Here is a 17,409-nt window from a genome sequence, read left to right on the forward strand (position 1 = left end):
GAGGTGCTGGTCTCCGACAACGCCGCCCACGCCGAGGGTCCCGGCGAGGAATGACCGCGCCGACGGCCGATCTGCTGCTCGGCGACTTCCATGTGCACTCGACCTTCTCCGACGACGCCCGCAGCACCCTCGCCGAGAACATCTCGGCGGCCGCTTCCGTGGGACTGCGACGCCTGCGTCTGACCGACCATGTGCGCTCGTCGACCACGTGGGTGCCCGAGTTCGTGCGTGCGGTGGCGGCGGAGCCGGTTCCGAGCGGGCTCGTCGTGGTCACCGGCGTCGAGGCGAAGCTTCTGGATGCGTCAGGCGCCGTCGACACGCCCGCGGGTCTGATCGTCGGGCGCGCCGGGGGAGTCGATGCGGTGGTGATCGGCGACCACCAGTTTCCGGGGACCGACGGCCCGTGGTCGCCGGCCGCCACCCGTGAACGGCTCGCGGGCAACCTCTCGGTCGACGACGCGCTCGACCTGTTCGTGACCGCGAGCATCCGCGCGATGGAGCGCACGCCGCAGGCACAGCTCGCGCACTGGTTCTCGATCCTGCCGAAGATCGGGCTCGCCGAAAACGATCTCGGTGCCGAGCGACTCGCGGCGTGGGCCGGCGCCGCCGCCCGCACAGGCACGATCGTCGAGGTCAACGAGAAGTGGGCCTGCCCGGGGCGCGCCGCGGTCGTCGCGCTGCAGGCGGCAGGCGCCAGGCTCGTCGCCTCGACCGACAGTCACGACGCGGCCGACGTCGGCCGCTACGAGCGGGTGCAGCGCATCCTCGCCGCGGCGGATGACACGTCGGAGCCGACCGACACGACCGGATGGATGCGATGAGTCACGAACTGGACGAGACCACGCGCGCCGAGTTGCAGCGGGAGATCGACGAGAACCGACGCTCCGAGCGTCGCCTGATTCCCGCGGCCGGTATCGCGCTGCTGGTGATCGCGGTCATCATCGTCGTCCGCGTGGTGTTCTTCTCGTGAGCGCAGGTGTGGGCGGCCCCAAGCGGGTTGTCATCGCCGACGACGACGCCGACATCCGCGCTCTCATGGTGATCGCTGCGGAGCGGGCCGGAGCGGAGGTCGCGGCAGCGGTCGACAACGGTCGGGCGGCGCTCGATGCGGTACGCGCCGGTGGTGTCGACCTGGTGGTGCTCGACCTCTCGATGCCGGGCCTGAACGGGATCGAGGTCGCGGAGGCGATCCGCTCGGAGCCGTCGGCCGGCGGCACGCTCATCCTCATGGTGTCGGCATCCGTTCAGCTGCTCACCGACCATGGCGTGGTCGCCGATCGTTCGGACGGGTTCGTGATCAAGCCGTTCAGCCCACGCGTGCTGTCGGCCCGCATCCGGGACATGCTCGGAGCGGGGGAGCGAGAATGACGATCGATCGTTGGATCCGCCGGATCTCCCTCGAATCGCCGTCTCCGTTCGTCAAACAGATTCCGACGATCGCCGGCTTCGCATTGGCCATCATCATCACTGTGCTGCCGTTCCAGCCGAGAATGAGCGACTCCGTCTACTTCGGCATCGCGCTCGGGATCGTGCTGCTGGCATCGATCCTCGCCTTCGCGCTCCCCTGGAACCGGCTGGGGATGGAATGGTCGATCATCGTCCCGGTGCTCTCGCTCATCGCGGTGGGCTTCTTCCGTCTCGGCACCGGTGGAGCCGCCTCGCCGTTCGGTGCGCTGCTGCTGCTGCCGTTCGTGTGGATCGCCAGCGAAGAGGGCCGCATCAATGTGCTCATCGCCGGGCTGGGGATCTTCCTCGTGCTGCTCGCGCCGTCGCTGTTCAGCGAGGATCCGGCGACGGTCGGCGAACTCGTGCGGGCGTTCTTCTCGCCGTTGATCTACGTGATCGTCGCCGCGGTGATCAACGAGATCGCGCACCGGGTGCGCCAGCAGCTCGCTGCGGCCCAGGCGGCGGCGGCCCAACGGAAGTCATTGCTGGAGGAGGCGATGCGGGTCTCTGACGAGCTGACCCTCAACGAGGCGCGCCTGAAGACCGCGAATCGACTCATTCAGAGCATCTGGAACGCCGTGACCGAGCAGTCGGTGATCGGCACCGACCTCGACGGTCTCATCGATGTGTGGAATCCGGGTGCGGAGAAGATGTTCGGGCTCACCGAACGCCAGGTTCTCGACGCCGGCCGGCACGTCGTCGACTTCCATCTGGCGTCGGAGCTCGAGGACCGTCTTCGCGACATGGACGCGCGGCTCAGCACCGTCTCCAGCGCTGAAGATTTCTCGGCGCTCGTCGACGCAGTGCGTTCCGGCTATGCGGATGTGCGGGACTGGACGTATGTGCGCCCCGACGGCAAGCATGTCCCCGTGCAGGTTGCGGCGACACCGCGCCTGGACGAGAACGGTCACCGTGTCGGCTTCATCTTCGTTGCGACGGACATGACGAAGGCCCGGGAGTTCGCCCGTCTGAAAGACGAGTTCGTCGGCCTCATCTCGCACGAGCTGCGCACCCCGCTGAGTTCCATCCTCGGATATCTGGAGCTCCTGCGCGACGATGAGGAGGCGCCGCTCTCGAGCGAGCAGATGCAGTACCTCGGGGTGGCCGAACGCAACGCCCACCGCCTGCTCCGTCTCGTCGGCGATCTGCTCTTCACGGCTCAGGTCGAGTCGGGTCGCTTCCCGCTCGACCTGCGTCCGGTTGACCTTGGTCCGGTGATCGCCGCATCGGTCGAGTCGGCTCGTCCCGTGGCGGACGCCGCCGCCGTGACGCTCGTGACGGGCCTGCCGGAGGAGTCCATCGTGCTCACCGGTGACCCGGTGCGTCTTGGTCAGGCGGTGGACAACCTCATCTCGAACGCGATCAAGTTCACTCCCGCCGGCGGGCACGTCACCGTCGCGGTGCGGTCCGAGGGGGCGGATGCTGTGATCACCGTGACCGATACCGGCATCGGCATCCCGGCCGTCGAGCTCGGTCAGCTCTCGACCCGCTTCTTCCGTGCCTCGACCGCGACGAGGAACGCCGTGCCGGGGGTCGGCCTCGGTCTCACGATCACGAAGGCGATCGTCTCCGCCCACGGCGGCAGCCTCGACATCGCCAGCGAAGAGGGTGTCGGCACGACGATCAGTGTGCGGCTACCGTTGACAGGGGCGACGCCGAGGGATGATCGGGGCGACGCCGAGGCGGACCCGCCGTCGGGTGTCGCCGCCGGTTCGACGACGGGAGTCTGATGGAGGGCGCGAGCGCACCGGAGATCGTCATCGCGGTCGTGCAGTTCGCACCGGGTGACGACCGGGCCGCCAACCGAGAGCGGGTGCGAGGGTTCGTGGCCGAGGCGGCTTCACGCGGGGCGAGGCTCGTGGTGTTCCCGAGTACTCGTCGTACTTCACGCATCCGCTCGGCGAGTCGTTCCTCGGCAACGCCGAGGCGCTCGATGGCGAGTTCGTGCGTGCGCTCGGCTCGGCCGCGCGCGAGCACGACGTGTTCGTGGTCGCCGGGCTGGTCGAGCGGGCGGCGGGGGACCGCTTCTCTAACACCCTCGTCGCGGCCGATCCGTTCGGTGAGATCGTCGCGGTCTACCGCAAACAGCACCTCTACGATGCGTTCGGTGCGAACGAATCGGAGTGGGTCGCACCGGGCGGGCTGGAGGATCCGGAGACGTTCGACGTCGACGGGATCCGGGTCGGGATGCAGACCTGCTACGACATCCGTTTCCCGGAGGTGACGCGCCGGCTCGTCGACGCCGGCGCCGAGCTGGTGCTCGTGCCCGCCGAATGGGTTCGCGGGCCGCTGAAGGAGCATCACTGGCGCACCCTGCTGACCGCGCGGGCGATCGAGAACACCGTCTACCTGGCGGCCGCCGACCACAGCCCGCCGATCGGGGTCGGCTCGAGCCTGATCGTCGACCCGATGGGGGTGGCGATCGCGGCGCTCGGCGAGACCCCGGGGATCGCGACGGCCCCGGTCTCCGCCGCCCGGATCGCAGAAGTGCGGACCACCAACCCGGCCCTCGCGCTCCGTCGCTACCGGGTCGAACCGCTCGGCTGAGGTCGCAGGCCGGCGAGCCTCGCGGCGGCCTGTTCGAGCACGTCCACGCGCTTGCAGAACGCGAAGCGGACCAGGGATGCGGTGCTCGCGGCGTATGCGTCGCGGCAGAAGGCCGACAGCGGAACGGCGACGACCCCTGCGAGACCGGGAAGAGCCTGGCAGAACTCGACCGCGTCCGAATAGCCGAGCGGAGCGGCATCGGCGACGACGAAATACGTTCCGTCGCTGGGGGAGACCGTGAAGCCGGCCGCGCGCAAACCCTCCGACAGGACATCGCGTTTGTGTCGGAGGTCTCGCGCGATTCCGGTGAAGAAGTCATCGCCGAGCCGGAGCCCGACGGCCATTGCCGGCTGGAACGGTGCGCCGTTGACGTAGGTGAGGAACTGCTTCACTGCGAGGATCGCCGTCACGAGCTCGGCGGGTGCCGTGAGCCAGCCGACCTTCCAGCCGGTGGTGTTGAACGTCTTGCCGCCCGAGGAGATGGTGACAGTGCGTGCGCGAGCGCCCGGAAGCGAGGCGATGGGAACGTGACGCGGCCCGAAGGTGAGGTGCTCGTAGACCTCGTCGGTCACGATGACCGCGTCGTGCCGGTGGGCGAGCTCGACGACGAGCTCCAGCGTCTCGCGGGGCAGGACGGTGCCGGTGGGATTGTGCGGATTGTTCACCAGGATCACCCGCGTGCGGTCGGTCACGGCACGGCGAAGTTCCTCCGGATCGGGCCGGAAGTCGGGCAGATGCAGCGGAACGGTGCGGTGCACGCCACCGGCCAAGCCGATGAGGCCTCCGTAGGCGTCATAGAACGGTTCGAACGTGACGACTTCGTCGCCAGGCTCCAGCAGAGCGAGGAGACTGGCGGCGATCGCCTCGGTCGCGCCGGCGGTCACCAGCACTTCGCGCTCAGGATCGACCGTGAGGCCGTAGAAGCGTGCCTGGTGTTCGGCGATCGCCGCACGCAGATCGGGGAGTCCGAGCCCGGGCGGGTATTGATTCACACCGGCCCGGATCGCCCCGATCGCAGTGTCGAGCACTTCGCTGGGACCGTCTTCATCGGGGAATCCCTGACCCAGATTGATCGCGCCGGTGCTCGCCGCGAGTGCACTCATCTCGGCGAAGATCGTGGCGGCGATCCGGCCGTCGGTCCCGAGGAGCCCTGCCCCGCGTGCTGCTGCCTGCCATGATCCGCTGACCGTCATCGGTGTCCCTCCTCGCGCTGTGAGTCCAACCTACGACCTGGTCTGCTCACGCGGCGTTCGGTACGTTAAGCAGAGTCATTGGCAGGCGGTAGCTCGCCCACAGGACTCGCAAATAGAACGTCCAGGTTCAACACCCAAGCTGTGAGTGCTTGGAAGGAGCAACACAATGACGGACACCCCGATCACACCGGAACCAGCGAAGCCCGACCACGACGCCGCCGCGGAGCCGGTCGTGGATGCGGTCGCCCAGAACATTCCCGAGCCGGCACAGGCCCCGGTTGCGGACACCACCTCCGCGGTCCCAGCGGAGCCTGCCGCGCAGACACTGGAGTCCCCGGCTCCGATCGAGCCGTCGGTCGCTGCCCCCGAGGTGCCGACCGCCGCTGAGGTGCCGGCCGTCGCTGAGGTGCCGACCGCCGCTGAGGTGCCGACCGCCGCTGCGGTGCCGGCCGTCGCTGTCGCGCCGATCCCCTCCGAGGGCCAGGCGACCCAGCCCCAGGGCGTTGCCGCACCGACCGCGACGCAGCCGACGCAGCCGCTCCCGCCGCAGGCGTATGGGCAACAGCCGTACGGCCAGCAGCCCGCCGCCCCGCAGCAGTATGGGCAGCAGCCCTACGGCCAGCAGTCGACGGCTCAGCAGCCCACCGTTCCGCAGCCGAACTATGGCCAGGGGTCCTTCGGCCAGCCCGGCGCACACGCCCCCTACCAGGGTGCCCCTCAGCAGCCGTACGCCCCGCAAGCGCCGAACCAGCAGTACGCGACCCAGAACGGTGGAGCCCCCGCCGGGGCAGCGCCCAAGACGGCGAAGAAGCGTTCGACCGGGGTGATCATCGCAACCCTCGCGATCGGCGCTCTCATCGGCGGTGTCGCCGGAGCCGGAGCCGGGGTCGGGATCTACGCCGCATCCGGTGCGAACAACGCCGTCATCAAGACGGCCACCGGCCCGCAGAACATCACGGTCAACAATGCGAACGACGCGACGACTGTGACAGCGGTGGCCGCGAAGGCCTCCCCGAGCGTTGTCACCATCTCCGTCACCGGGAGCAGCGAAGGCGGCACCGGTTCCGGGATCGTCCTGACATCCGACGGGTACATCCTGACGAACACGCACGTCGTCACGCTCGACGGCCAGGCCTCCAACGTCACCATCTCGGTGCAGGACAACAATGGCAAGATCTACACGGCCAAGATCGTCGGCACCGACCCCACGACCGATCTCGCGGTGATCAAGCTCGACGGCGCATCCGGGATGGCACCGATCACGTTCGCCGACTCGAGCAAGCTCAACGTCGGTGACACGGCCGTCGCCATCGGCGCGCCGCTCGGACTTTCCGGAACAGTCACCGACGGAATCGTGAGCGCGCTGAACCGCAGCATCAGCATCGCCTCCTCGGCTGCGCCGAAGAGCTCCGACGGATCCAGCGGCGGCGGCAGCGGTGGCGACAGCAACGGCAACCCCTTCAACTTCGACTTCCCCGGTCAGGGTGGAAGCGGCAGCGGAAGCCAGTCGCAGACTCAGACGCAGGCCACGATCTCGTTGCCGGTCATCCAGACCGACGCCGCGATCAACCCGGGCAACTCCGGTGGCGCGCTCCTCAACGCGAAGGGCGAGCTGATCGGCGTCAACGTCGCCATCGCCAGCGCCAGCGGCTCGTCCAGCTCCGGCACGCAGTCGGGCAACATCGGGGTGGGCTTCTCCATCCCGTCGAACCTCGCCAAGCGGGTCTCCGACGAGCTGATCAAGAACGGTTCGGCCAGCCACGGTCTGCTCGGTGCCTCGGTCGTCGACGCCAGCTCCGACGCGAAGGCCACGACGGTCGGCGCCGAGATCAAGACGGTCACGAGCGGCGGTGCCGCAGCCGGCGGCGGTCTGAAGGCGGGCGACATCGTCGTCGGTTTCAACGGTCTCCCGATCACCAGCGCGACCGACCTGACCGCGCAGGTGCGCGCGCTCGCGGCCGGGTCCAAGGCAGATCTGACCTACATCCGCGACGGTCAGACGAAGACAACCTCGGTCACCCTCGGATCGCTCCCCGCGAGCTGATCCGCGACCGCTCGGCGCAAAGGCCGTCCCGCTTTCGGTGGGGCGGCCTCTGCGCGTTCGGGAGCCGCCGACCCCCGGCTGATAAGCTCGAACAACCCGAACGAATGGACCAGATGCCGGACACTGCCGCACAGAACACCCTCCCCGGTGTCTCGTACGTGATGCCCGTTCTGAACGAGGTCACCCATGTTCGCGCGGCGGTGGACAGCCTTCTCCGGCAGGACTATGCCGGGCCGTTCGAGGTCACTCTGGCGCTCGGCCCGAGCATGGACGGCACGACCGAGCTCGTCGCCGAGCTGGCCGCGGTCGACCCGCGCATCCACGTCGTCGACAATGTGGTCGGCTCGACACCGGCCGGGCTCAACCTCGCCATCCGCGCATCGCAGTACCCGATCGTGGTGCGCGTAGACGCGCACTCCGTGCTGCCGCCCGACTACGCGCGCATCGCGGTCGAGACGATCGAGCAGACGGGGGCCGACAACGTCGGCGGTCTGATGGATGCCCAGGGCACCACCCCCTTCGAGGCCGCGGTCGCCCGCGCGTACGGCAGCAGAATAGGTCTGGGGGGCACGAAACTGCATGTCGGGGGCGAAGCAGGTCCGGCCGAGACGGTCTACCTCGGTGTGTTCCGCCGCGACCGCCTCCTCGAGGTCGGACTCTTCGACGAAGGAATCAAACGCGGGCAGGACTGGGAACTCAACCGCCGGCTGCGGAGCACGGGCGGGACCGTCTGGTTCACCCCGGAGCTCAAGGTGACCTACCGCCCACGTCCCAACCTCTACCGGCTCGCCCGGCAGTTCGTCTCCACCGGCGTGTGGCGTGGCGAGCTCGCCCGCCGCTTCCCAGCCGCGAACGGGTTGCGCTACTTCGCCCCACCGGTCATGGTCATCGCGGTGGCGGTCGGGTTGATCCTCGGAATCGTCGGGATCGTCCAAGCCGCGGTGGGGGCTGCACCGTGGCTGCTGCTCGGGTTCGCGGTTCCGGCCTTCTACATCCTCGTTGTCATCGCCTCCGCAATCCTCTGGGGTCGACGCGACGGACTTCGCTCGTTCCTGTGGTTTCTCGTAGTCTTGCCGTGCATCCATTTCTGCTGGGGGATCGGCTTCGTGCTGGGGTACCTCTCCCTCACGCGCAATATCACGGCCCACACGGGAAGGTAGCCATGTCAGCCCCTGACAGCGGTGCGCGCGGCGCGCGCCCCACCTCGATCGCCGAGCTGCGTGCTGTCGCACAGCCCCCGGAGGTGCGCGGTCGACGCAACGCCGAACACTGGACGGCGTCGCTCTACCTGCGAAATCTGTCCCCGTACCTCACCTGGTTCCTCCTGAAGACGCCGATCTCGGCCAACGGCGTGACCGGGCTGATGATCCTCGTCGGCTGGGCGACCGCGGCTTCCCTGCTCATCCCGGGGATCGCTGGTCCGGCGCTCGCCCTCGTGCTCGGCCAGCTGCAGATGCTCGTCGACTGCTGCGATGGCGAAGTCGCACGCTGGCGCAAGACATCGTCGCCGGCGGGGATCTTCCTCGACAATGTCGGGCACTACTCCACCGAGACGCTCATCGCCATCGCGCTCGGGTTCCGCGCCGCCGGTTACCCGTTCCAGGCCCCCGACGACTTCCTCTGGACGAACCTCGGCACGCTGCTCGCCCTCATCGTGGTGCTCAACAAGGCCCTCAACGACATGGTGCGGGTTGCGCGGGCCAACGCGGGGCTGACGAAGCTCGCCGACACTCAGAGTGAGTACGCGCCCACCAACGGCGCCATCGCCCGGCTGCGCCGGGTTGCGCGGTTCGTGCCGTTCCACCGGCTCTACCACTCGGTAGAACTGACGATCCTGATCTTCGTGTTCGGGATCGTCGGGCTGTTCATCGGAGACCAGCTCGCCGACCGCATCCTGCTGAGCGCACTCGTGCCGCTGGCGCTTCTGGCACTCGTGGGGCACTTCGTGACGATCATGGCGTCCAAACGGGTTCGTGGCTGAGGCGCGGGTCGGCGTCGTCGTTCTCACGCAGGGAACGCGCCCTGACGAGTTGCGCCACGGCATCGACTCGGTGCTCGCCCAAGTCGGCGTGAGCACCGACATCGTGGTGGTGGGGAACGGCTGGGATCCGGCGACCTCCGACCCTCCGCTACCGCCCGGTGTCGGAATCCTGCACCTGGAGGAGAACCTCGGCATCCCGGCCGGTCGCAACAGTGGTGTGCCGCTCGTGGAGGGGGAGATCCTTCTGTTCCTCGACGATGACGCGAGCATTCCGTCGTTCCGGTTCCTCGCAGACGCGATCGCACTGCTCGGGCGGGACGCGAGCGTCGGGATGATCCAACCTCGCATCGTCGACCCATCGGGCACGATGTCACCCCGGCGGTGGATCCCGCGCATCCGTAAGGGCGACCCCGCCCATTCCAGCCCTGTCTTCTCCGTGTGCGAGGCCGTGATCGTGATGCCGCGCCGCGTTTTCGAGCGGACAGGCGGCTGGGCTGCACCGTTCTTCTACGCCCACGAGGGCATCGACCTGGCTTGGAAGGTCTGGGATCAGGGCCTGCGAACCTGGTATGCCGGCGAACTCGTCGTCAACCATCCGGCGGTCTCTCCGACCCGCCACACCGAGTACTACCGTCTGAATGCTCGCAATCGGGTGTGGCTGGCGCGGCGCAACCTGCCGGTCGTCTTGATGCCGCTCTACGTCGGATCGTGGACCGGCATCCAGATCGTGCGCTGGTTCCGTCGCCCAGCCGCGCTCAAAGCGTGGTTCGGCGGCTGGGCGGAAGGCTGGCGGAGCGATCCGGGCGAGCGCCGTCCGATCAGCTGGTCGACCGTGTGGCGGATGGCGCTGGCCGGTCGTCCACCGATCGTCTAGCGCAGTGACCCGTCGAGATCAGTTCTCGCCGGGTTCGATTGCGGGCGCCTCCGTCCATCCACGCCGGGGGAGGGCGCCGCGCACAACGCGTCCCGCGCGGATCGCAGCATCACCCGCGCCGGCGCCAAGCCGTCGCGCGCCCCCGACCGTGGCAGCCAATGAGCGGGCCGCGATGGTGCCCTCACCACCGGATCGGACGCGCACGGTGCGCGCTTGCGGTGCAAGCGCGGCAGCAAAGGTTGCCGGAGCGGCGCCGAAGGCGAGGCGTGAATTCTGCACGACTCGTCGACCGACGATGTGGTTGCCTGCGCCGCCGATCACAGCGCCGACACCGAACGGGATGGCCCGTGCGACGAGACTCGTGCCACCGCGCACCGCGAACTGCCGCAGGAAGATGCTCTTGAGCCGGTCGACGAGCGGCCCCACAGCCATGGTCGGCAGGCTCGAAGTGACGAGTTCGCCCCAATAGGCGGAGCGGGTGCCGCCCCCGCCGGTCACCTGGCCGGCGAGCTGACGAACCAGGTCGGAGCCCTCCCGACCAAGCATCATGGTGAGCACGAGCGCGCGGGCGCGATCGGGGTCGTCGACGGCGATGCCGTGCAGTTCGCTCAGGGACTGCGCGTAGAGGGCGGTCGCCTCGAGGAAACCGGCAGTCTCGACCCCCGAGAGGACGAGGGTGAGGCCGGTGCCGATCGCCGGCACGACCGCCGTCACACCGACCGCCGCGCCCCCGGCGGTGACGGTCGCCAGATAGCGACGCTCGATGATCGTTGCGAGGTCGGACGGGGTGGCCTCGGGATGTCGCCGACGGATGCTGCGCAAGTGGGCGAGGACGACCGGGCGATGGATGGCGAGGAACCGATCGAGCGTCGTGTTGAGCAGCTGCGGAGTGTCGCCGCCCTTCGGCGGGCCGCCGGTGACCGAGACGATCGGCTTCTCTTGTTTCCCCATCGTCCGAGTTTACGTGGCCTCCCTGAACGCCGTCTCGAATACACGCATAGTCGGTGGTCTGGCCTGGAGGTCGACAGGCCCGAGGTGAGCCCGCTCTGGAATGAGATGTTTGATACCCGTAGGTATGTTGTATGGCAGAAAGACACTCCCGGGCCGCCCAGATTCTTGGCGAGCGAGTACGCACCGCACGAATGAAACTCGGACTCAGTCAAGAAAGCGTCGCGGATCTTGCTCAGATGCATGTGACCAATTTCGGGAAGATCGAACGGGGTTCCGCGAACCCGAGTCTTCACACGATCGTGCGCATCTCCAGCGTGCTCGGAATCGACCCCGCCATCCTCATCGGGGGATTGGATGGTGACGACCTTCCCGCAGCCCTGCGTGTTCTTACGGCGGCCGAGTTCATGCGCGAACGCCGAAATCGCACCCGTCGCTGAACGCGTGAGGGGGCCGCGCCCGCCTGTTTCGGGGGCCCGCCGGCCCGAGCCCCCGATTCAGCGCGTCAGAAACTGACGTGCCAGAGATATTCGGAACCATCGGACCGGAACCAGCGCACGACGAGAATCGTATCGCGCTCGATTCGAGCGCCGGTGACGGTGGCGTCGACGGCGGCACCCGGGGCGATGGAGGTGGGGGAGCTGACCTGCAGGCGCGATCGGCCCGCAATGCTGACGGAGACGCCGTGGAGCATCTCTCGGCTCGTGTTCACGAGACGATAGACCGGCGGTGCGCTCCGGTCGACACGCCAGGGAACCCGATGGGCGAGGCGAGGCGAACGTCGGACGGATGAGGGACTGTGAAGAACTCGATAACGAACCATGTGGCTAAAATAACCACCCCGTCCGACGCCCCGCGCCCTCTCCCGATCACGCCGAGAAACCAGTGGATAACTTCACAGCCCGCGACCCTGTGGAGGAGTCTTCGTGAGGTCGAAAAGCAGTCCTGATCGGGGGAAAGTATTCAGGACCCGTAGTCCACGTTGTACAGGTCGAGAACGTCGTCGATGGGTCCGTCGAGAACGAGCTTCCCCTTGTCGAGATAGAGTCCGCGCGTACAGAATCGACGCAGATCCTTTTCGTTGTGCGAGACGAAGAACAGCGTGCGGCCGCCGTCGAGGAGCTCCTCGATACGGGTGTAGCACTTCTCTCGAAAACTCCGATCGCCCACGGCGAGGACTTCGTCCACCAGGATGATCGGTTCCTCCAACTGGGAGATGACCGAGAACGCGATGCGCACCTTCATTCCGCTGGACAGGTGCTTGTACGGCGTGTCGACGAAGTCGCCGATCTCGGCGAAATCGATGATGCTGCCGAAACGCTCGTCGATCTGCGCTTTCGACATGCCGTGCAGACCCGCGGTGAGATAGACGTTGTCGCGCACGGTGAGGTCGTCGACGAACCCGCCGGTGATCTCGATCAGCGGGGCGACGCCATCGTCCACGCGCACCGTTCCCTCGTCGGGAAGCATCACGCCGGCCACGAGTTTGAGCAGAGTCGACTTCCCTTGGCCGTTGCGCCCGACGACGCCGATCGACTCACCGCTGTGCACCGTGAATGAAACGTCGCGCAGAGCCCAGAAATCGTCGGGGCGGACGCGCCGCTGTCGAGTGCTGAAGAGATCCTTGAATGAGCGGCGGCCGCCCCGGTTCCGGCGGAAGCGCACACCGAGCCCGGTGACGGAGATGACGGGTTCCGGCATCAGATCTCCTTCAGAACGGCGGCTTCACAGCGGCGGAAGACGAGCACCCCGATGCCGAGCAGGATCAGGGAGACGAGGCTGCTCGTGAGGACGAGATGCCAATCCAGCTCCTGGGCGAAGAAGGTCGATCGGTAGATGCTGAACAGGCCGGTGAGCGGGTTGAAGGCGGCGATGTCCCTGAGCCCGTGGATGTGTTCCAGGTCGCGCGCGCTGTAGATGATGGGCGAGGCGTAGAAGAGGAAGCGCAGGAACAGTTTGATCGCGCGCTCCAGGTCTCGGAAGAAGACCACGAGCGGGGCGACGATGAGGCCGACGCCGACCGTGAGCACGACCTGGATGGAGATGGCGAGCGGGAACAGCAGGATGTCGAGGTTGACCTTTGCGCCGCTGAAGATGGCGAACACCGCGAGCACGGGCAGGGAGAGGAGGAACTCGATCCCCTTGGAGGCCACGATCCGGTTGACCCAGATCGAGCGCGGGATCATGGTCGATCGGATCAGCTTCGACTCCCGCAGGAATGCCCGTGTGGAGTCGGAGACGGAGCCGTTGAACCACATCCACGGGAGCAGCGCGGAGAGGAGGAAGACGATGTAGGGGTTTTCGCCGACGTTCCGGTGGAAGATCTGTGTGAAGACGAGCCAGTAGATGCCGCTCATCACGAGCGGATCGAGGATCGACCATAGATAGCCCAGTGCACTCGTGGAATAGCGCACGCGCAGATCGCGCCTGGTCAGCAACCAGAGGGAGTGCCGATAGCGCGCGAACTTCGTCCGCTGGCCGGGCCGCACCTCAGAGAATGTACTGGTCACAGAACCCATCGTATTGATCGTTGCCGTGTGCTTCTGACACGGCCACGGTCACCAGTCGAGACGATCCGGCTCTCAGACGAAGAGATTGGCGCGTTCGAGGTCTTCGGCGAAGTCGACCTCCACCGCGTACAGGTCTGAGATGTCGACCGGTTCGGCGAGGAGGTTGTCCTGTTCGATGGCGAGCTCGATCCCGCGCTCGAAGTAATCCTGATCGCCGACACGCTGCAGCTGACGGAGCAACGACGCCTTGTCTTTGCTGGAGACGTAGTTGATGCCGACGGCCTCGCCGAGACCCCCCTTGACGGTCTTCGACAGCTCCTGGATGAATCCCTCGGCGCCGGTGGTGTACTTGACCTCTTCGTCGGCGACCGACGAGGTGTTGACGGTCACGAAGGTCTGGTCGCGGTTCACGAGCGCCGCGCCGCGAACGAGGACGGCGGGGTCGAAGACGACGTCGCCGTTCATCCAGAGCACGCCGCCGGCGGTCGACGCCTGGAGCGCGCGCATCAGGCTCTTGGATGTGTTGGTCTGGTCGTACTGCTCGTTGTAGACGAACGAGGCGTCGGGGAAGGCCTCGATGATGTGCTCGAGCTTGTAGCCGACGACGATGGTCACCTTGACGTCTTTGCCGAAGGCGGCGTGGATGTTGTCGAACTGCTGCTGCATGATCGTGCGACCGTCATTCAGCTCGGTCAGCGGCTTGGGAAGAGTTCGTCCGAGGCGGCTGCCCATGCCGGCGGCCAGAATCACTACCTGGGTCGTCACAATTGTCTCCTTGGGTTCCGTGCGGATGCGTTCCGAGGGTTCGTTCCCATCGGTTCACTGAACCTGGAAGAGTTTCGCCAGGGTTCACCCGCACTTACGCGTATCGACACCCCTTTATGCCTCCGCCAGAATACCGGCGCACCCCTTCGAGGGGCAGAGCGCGGACAATGTCGTTGTGGGGTCGTTATGTTCCTCACAGGAGTTTCCTAGGCTCAGATTTCTCAGGATTGCCCGCTGGGCATCCCAAGACTCGGGCGGCTTGGTACGTTAGCGGGGTGAGTTTCGAACGTTCGTCATCCGAGAGCCCCGAGTCCTTCGAGACGGTGGACGACTCGGCGCGCGAGACGGTCGGGCAGACCGGTGCGGCACCGACTCCCCGGAAGCGGACGGCGGCACCGCGAACTCGCAAGACCGGTTCGCCGGCCACACGCACGGGGGAGACGACGGGGGACGACATGGCGGGTCAGACGGACGAAGACGAAGCGGTGACACCGCGGAGAGCGCCGGCGAGGAGCGCGGCCAAGCGGCCTGCTGCGAAGACGGCCGCGGCGGCGGCGCCGTCGACAACGACCAGCACATCCGCGCGCGGTTCCCGGTCGACCGCGGCGAAGGGAACGGGCGCCCGCACGACCAAGCCGCCGACGCGATCGGGCACCACCACGAAGAAGGTCGCCGAACCCGCTGAGAAGCCTCTCATCGAGACTCAGGATCCGCCCATCCAGACGGCCGTGCCGACCGCCGAGAAGCTGCCGGCTGAGGCTGCGGCTCCGGTCACGCCCGCCAAGGCCAGCGTTCTGTCGCTGAGCGGACTCCACAAGCGGTTCGGCGAGACGATCGCCGTCGACGGCGTTTCGCTCGAGGTTCACGAGGGGTCGTTCTACGGCATCGTCGGGCCGAACGGCGCGGGCAAGACGACGACGCTCTCGATGGTGACAGGACTTCTACGCCCGGACGCAGGGCGGGTTCACATCCACGGCGTCGACGCCTGGAAGGACCCGGTGAAGGCCAAACGCGCCGTCGGCGTTCTGCCCGACAAACTCCGGCTTTTCGACCGTCTCACCGGCGCCCAGCTGCTCTTCTACGCGGGTTCGCTGCGGGGGCTGAGCGCTCATACGGTGCGCTCGCGTTCGGCGGACCTCGCGACGGCGTTCGGGATCGAGGATGCACTCGACCGGCTCGTCGCCGACTATTCGGCCGGCATGACCAAGAAGATCGCGCTGGCGGCGGCGATGATCCACTCTCCTCGACTGCTGGTGCTCGATGAGCCGTTCGAATCGGTCGACCCCGTCTCTGCCGCGAATGTCATCGACATCCTGCAGCGGTATGTGGCGGCGGGGGGAACGGTCGTGCTCTCCAGTCACGGCATGGACCTCATCCAACGGGTCTGCGACAGCGTCGCGATCATCGTTCGCGGGCAGGTTCTCGCGGCGGGACGATCGACGAGGTCCGTGGGGAGCAGACACTGGAGGAACGCTTCGTCGAGCTGGCGGGTGGGCGCAAAGCGGCGGAGGGCATGGAGTGGTTGCACAGTTTTTCGGACTGAAGCTCCGGCTGATGGGCAACGCCTTCCGGCGCAGCCCGTGGCAGGTGTTCGGCCTGGTCGTCGGCCTGGTGTACGGCGTGGCGATCACGGCCGTCGTGGTCGGGGTGCTCATCGCGGCCCGGTTGATCCCGGATGCGGCTTCGGTGCACAGCGTCATCGTCGTCATCGGCTCGCTGGTTGTGCTCGGGTTCGCGGTTCTCCCGCTCCTCTTCGGTGTCGACGACACGCTCGATCCGCGCAAGTTCTCGCTGTTCGGGATGCCCACTCGCCAGCTCTCGACCGGTCTCGCGCTTGCGGCGCTGATCGGCATCCCGTCGCTGGTGCTCTCGGTGTGCGCTCTCGCCACCGTCGTCACCTGGTCGAGGGATCCGGGCACGGCGCTGATCGCGCTGGTGTCGGCGGTCATCGTGGTCCTCACCTGCATGCTCGCCTCGCGGGTGACCACCTCGGTCGCCTCGTTCCTGCTTTCCACACGGCGTTCGCGTGAGTTCGGCGGTGTCATCGGCATCCTCGTGATCGTGCTGGTCGCCCCGGTCGTCTTCCTGCTGCTCACGATCGACTGGGGTCGTGACGGCCTCGGGGTGGTTTCGGGGTTCGCGTCCTGGCTGAGCTGGACCCCCCTCGGCGCGGTGTGGTCGGTGCCGGGCGAGGCCGCCCAGGGCGCATGGGGAACAGCCGTGCTGCAGCTGCTCGTGGCCCTGGCCACCCTCGGGCTTCTCTGGCTCGCGTGGACGAACCTCGTCGCTCGGATGCTTGTCACTCCGCCGCGCGAAGCGCAGGCGAGGGCATACCACGGTCTCGGCTGGTTCTCTCGTCTGCGCGGCGGCCCGACAGCGGCGATCTCAGCCCGGTCGATGACCTATTGGGGCAGGGACCCTCGCTACTGGATCTCGCTCGTGATCGTTCCGGTCGTGCCCGTGTTCATCATCGTCGCGCTCACCCTGGGCGGCATCCCGGCGCACTACGCGTCGCTCGTCCCGTTGCCGATGATCTGCCTTTTCCTCGGCTGGACCATCCACAACGACATCGCCTACGACAACACAGCGATCTGGCTTCACCTCGTCTCGGGCACCAGGGGGGTGGCCGACCGCGTCGGCCGGATTTTCCCGCCGCTGATCATCGGTGTTCCGGTGATCGTGGTGGGTTCCCTCCTCACGACCGCGATCTTCGGCGAGTGGGACATCCTCCCGGCCGTCGCCGGCCTCAGCGGAGCGATCCTGCTGATCGGTCTGGGGCTGTCGAGCGTCGCATCCGCACTGTTCCCGTATCCGGCCACGAAGCCGGGAGACAGCGCGTTCGCGCAGCCTCAGACCTCGGGAGCGTCTGCGGCGCTGGTGCAGGCGCTGAGCTTCCTCGCGATCATCGTGGTCGCCTCGCCCATCCTCGTGTTCTTGGTCCTCGGGCTCGCCGTGTCGCCGATCTGGCTCACGATCGCCCCGCTGTCGGCCGTAGTGCTCGGTTTCGGTTCGCTGTTCGGGGGCCTCTACCTGGGCGCGAGAGTCTTCGACCGGCGCGGGCCGGAGCTGATGGCCTTCGCGAACCGCAACGACTGACCCGC

General features: G+C 67.3%; 17 protein-coding genes and 2 pseudogenes. 12 read left to right on the forward strand and 7 right to left on the reverse strand.

Annotation, left to right across the window (positions count from 1 at the left end; genetic code table 11):
* Nucleotides 1–50: 50 nt before the first annotated feature.
* The 5 genes and pseudogenes from K5L49_RS00005 to K5L49_RS00025 all read left to right on the forward strand — a co-directional run bounded on the left by K5L49_RS00005 (nucleotide 51) and on the right by K5L49_RS00025 (nucleotide 3,993).
* A complete protein-coding gene (locus tag K5L49_RS00005; RefSeq protein WP_223690015.1) occupies nucleotides 51–821 on the forward strand; it encodes a PHP domain-containing protein in 771 nt (256 codons plus the stop codon).
* Nucleotides 818–970 (forward strand): hypothetical protein, encoded by a 153-nt coding sequence (locus K5L49_RS00010; protein ID WP_223690016.1) that lies wholly within the window; start codon nucleotides 818–820, stop codon nucleotides 968–970. Before K5L49_RS00005 ends, K5L49_RS00010 begins: the two co-directional genes overlap by 4 nt.
* A complete protein-coding gene (locus K5L49_RS00015; RefSeq protein WP_223690017.1) occupies nucleotides 967–1,368 on the forward strand; it encodes a response regulator in 402 nt (133 codons plus the stop codon). Before K5L49_RS00010 ends, K5L49_RS00015 begins: the two co-directional genes overlap by 4 nt.
* Complete coding sequence (locus tag K5L49_RS00020) at nucleotides 1,365–3,176, forward strand: sensor histidine kinase (RefSeq protein WP_223690018.1); 1,812 nt, start codon at nucleotides 1,365–1,367, stop codon at nucleotides 3,174–3,176. Before K5L49_RS00015 ends, K5L49_RS00020 begins: the two co-directional genes overlap by 4 nt.
* Nucleotides 3,176–3,993, forward strand: a pseudogene (locus K5L49_RS00025) (carbon-nitrogen hydrolase family protein). The gene K5L49_RS00020 and the pseudogene K5L49_RS00025 overlap by 1 nt, the downstream one beginning before the upstream one ends.
* Here K5L49_RS00025 and K5L49_RS00030 read toward each other — a convergent pair.
* Nucleotides 3,969–5,186, reverse strand: a complete 1,218-nt coding sequence (locus K5L49_RS00030) for a pyridoxal phosphate-dependent aminotransferase (protein WP_223690019.1) — start codon at nucleotides 5,184–5,186, stop codon at nucleotides 3,969–3,971. The pseudogene K5L49_RS00025 and the gene K5L49_RS00030 overlap by 25 nt on opposite strands.
* A gap of 166 nt (nucleotides 5,187–5,352) precedes the next feature.
* Here K5L49_RS00030 and K5L49_RS00035 point away from each other — a divergent pair, with 166 nt between their 5' ends.
* The 4 genes from K5L49_RS00035 to K5L49_RS00050 all read left to right on the forward strand — a co-directional run bounded on the left by K5L49_RS00035 (nucleotide 5,353) and on the right by K5L49_RS00050 (nucleotide 10,085).
* Nucleotides 5,353–7,230, forward strand: coding sequence for a S1C family serine protease (locus K5L49_RS00035; protein WP_223690020.1), 1,878 nt, complete (start codon nucleotides 5,353–5,355; stop codon nucleotides 7,228–7,230).
* A gap of 113 nt (nucleotides 7,231–7,343) precedes the next feature.
* The gene (locus K5L49_RS00040) at nucleotides 7,344–8,390 is read left to right on the forward strand and encodes a glycosyltransferase family 2 protein (RefSeq protein WP_374107665.1); all 1,047 of its coding nucleotides are present in this window, start codon (nucleotides 7,344–7,346) and stop codon (nucleotides 8,388–8,390) included.
* A 2-nt stretch (nucleotides 8,391–8,392) separates the two neighbouring features.
* Entirely contained in the window at nucleotides 8,393–9,211 is an 819-nt protein-coding gene (locus K5L49_RS00045) for a CDP-alcohol phosphatidyltransferase family protein (RefSeq protein ID WP_223690022.1), read from the forward strand.
* Nucleotides 9,204–10,085 (forward strand): glycosyltransferase family 2 protein, encoded by an 882-nt coding sequence (locus K5L49_RS00050; RefSeq protein ID WP_223690023.1) that lies wholly within the window; start codon nucleotides 9,204–9,206, stop codon nucleotides 10,083–10,085. The genes K5L49_RS00045 and K5L49_RS00050 overlap by 8 nt, the downstream gene beginning before the upstream one ends.
* An 18-nt stretch (nucleotides 10,086–10,103) precedes the next feature.
* On the opposite strand, the gene K5L49_RS00055 is transcribed toward K5L49_RS00050, so the two are convergent.
* On the reverse strand, nucleotides 10,104–11,036 hold the full coding sequence (locus K5L49_RS00055) for a hypothetical protein (RefSeq protein WP_223690024.1): 933 nt from the start codon (nucleotides 11,034–11,036) through the stop codon (nucleotides 10,104–10,106).
* Nucleotides 11,037–11,167: 131 nt separating this feature from the next.
* Here K5L49_RS00055 and K5L49_RS00060 point away from each other — a divergent pair, with 131 nt between their 5' ends.
* A complete protein-coding gene (locus K5L49_RS00060) occupies nucleotides 11,168–11,473 on the forward strand; it encodes a helix-turn-helix domain-containing protein (protein ID WP_223690025.1) in 306 nt (101 codons plus the stop codon).
* 65 nt (nucleotides 11,474–11,538) lie between these two features.
* Here K5L49_RS00060 and K5L49_RS00065 read toward each other — a convergent pair whose 3' ends face one another.
* The 5 genes from K5L49_RS00065 to K5L49_RS00085 form a co-directional block, all read right to left on the reverse strand.
* Nucleotides 11,539–11,745: a hypothetical protein gene (locus K5L49_RS00065; protein ID WP_223690026.1), complete on the reverse strand. Its 207-nt coding sequence runs from the start codon at nucleotides 11,743–11,745 to the stop codon at nucleotides 11,539–11,541.
* A gap of 251 nt (nucleotides 11,746–11,996) precedes the next feature.
* Nucleotides 11,997–12,734: an ABC transporter ATP-binding protein gene (locus K5L49_RS00070; RefSeq protein WP_223690027.1), complete on the reverse strand. Its 738-nt coding sequence runs from the start codon at nucleotides 12,732–12,734 to the stop codon at nucleotides 11,997–11,999.
* Entirely contained in the window at nucleotides 12,734–13,543 is an 810-nt protein-coding gene (locus tag K5L49_RS00075; RefSeq protein ID WP_223690028.1) for an ABC transporter permease, read from the reverse strand. The genes K5L49_RS00070 and K5L49_RS00075 overlap by 1 nt, the downstream gene beginning before the upstream one ends.
* Nucleotides 13,544–13,615: 72 nt before the next feature.
* Nucleotides 13,616–14,308, reverse strand: coding sequence for a phosphocholine cytidylyltransferase family protein (locus tag K5L49_RS00080; protein WP_223690029.1), 693 nt, complete (start codon nucleotides 14,306–14,308; stop codon nucleotides 13,616–13,618).
* A gap of 463 nt (nucleotides 14,309–14,771) precedes the next feature.
* Entirely contained in the window at nucleotides 14,772–15,005 is a 234-nt protein-coding gene (locus tag K5L49_RS00085) for a hypothetical protein (protein ID WP_223690131.1), read from the reverse strand.
* 49 nt (nucleotides 15,006–15,054) lie between these two features.
* On the opposite strand from K5L49_RS00085, the pseudogene K5L49_RS00090 reads away from it, so the two are divergent.
* Nucleotides 15,055–15,851, forward strand: a pseudogene (locus tag K5L49_RS00090) (ABC transporter ATP-binding protein).
* On the forward strand, nucleotides 15,827–17,404 hold the full coding sequence (locus K5L49_RS00095; RefSeq protein ID WP_223690030.1) for a hypothetical protein: 1,578 nt from the start codon (nucleotides 15,827–15,829) through the stop codon (nucleotides 17,402–17,404). Before K5L49_RS00090 ends, K5L49_RS00095 begins: the two are co-directional and overlap by 25 nt.
* Nucleotides 17,405–17,409: the final 5 nt, after the last annotated feature.

Origin of the sequence: Leifsonia poae, assembly GCF_020009625.1 — a bacterium.
Taxonomy (GTDB): domain Bacteria; phylum Actinomycetota; class Actinomycetes; order Actinomycetales; family Microbacteriaceae; genus Leifsonia; species Leifsonia poae_A.

Coding starts and splice junctions, on each gene's coding strand:
- K5L49_RS00005 (WP_223690015.1), top strand. CDS start 51: ATGACCGCGCCGACGGCCGATCTGCTGCTCGGCGACTTCCATGTGCAC.
- K5L49_RS00060 (WP_223690025.1), top strand. CDS start 11,168: ATGGCAGAAAGACACTCCCGGGCCGCCCAGATTCTTGGCGAGCGAGTA.
- K5L49_RS00020 (WP_223690018.1), top strand. CDS start 1,365: ATGACGATCGATCGTTGGATCCGCCGGATCTCCCTCGAATCGCCGTCT.
- K5L49_RS00040 (WP_374107665.1), top strand. CDS start 7,344: ATGCCGGACACTGCCGCACAGAACACCCTCCCCGGTGTCTCGTACGTG.
- K5L49_RS00030 (WP_223690019.1), bottom strand. CDS start 5,186: ATGACGGTCAGCGGATCATGGCAGGCAGCAGCACGCGGGGCAGGGCTC.
- K5L49_RS00085 (WP_223690131.1), bottom strand. CDS start 15,005: ATGAGAGGCTTCTCAGCGGGTTCGGCGACCTTCTTCGTGGTGGTGCCC.
- K5L49_RS00035 (WP_223690020.1), top strand. CDS start 5,353: ATGACGGACACCCCGATCACACCGGAACCAGCGAAGCCCGACCACGAC.
- K5L49_RS00045 (WP_223690022.1), top strand. CDS start 8,393: ATGTCAGCCCCTGACAGCGGTGCGCGCGGCGCGCGCCCCACCTCGATC.
- K5L49_RS00055 (WP_223690024.1), bottom strand. CDS start 11,036: ATGGGGAAACAAGAGAAGCCGATCGTCTCGGTCACCGGCGGCCCGCCG.
- K5L49_RS00010 (WP_223690016.1), top strand. CDS start 818: ATGAGTCACGAACTGGACGAGACCACGCGCGCCGAGTTGCAGCGGGAG.
- K5L49_RS00070 (WP_223690027.1), bottom strand. CDS start 12,734: ATGCCGGAACCCGTCATCTCCGTCACCGGGCTCGGTGTGCGCTTCCGC.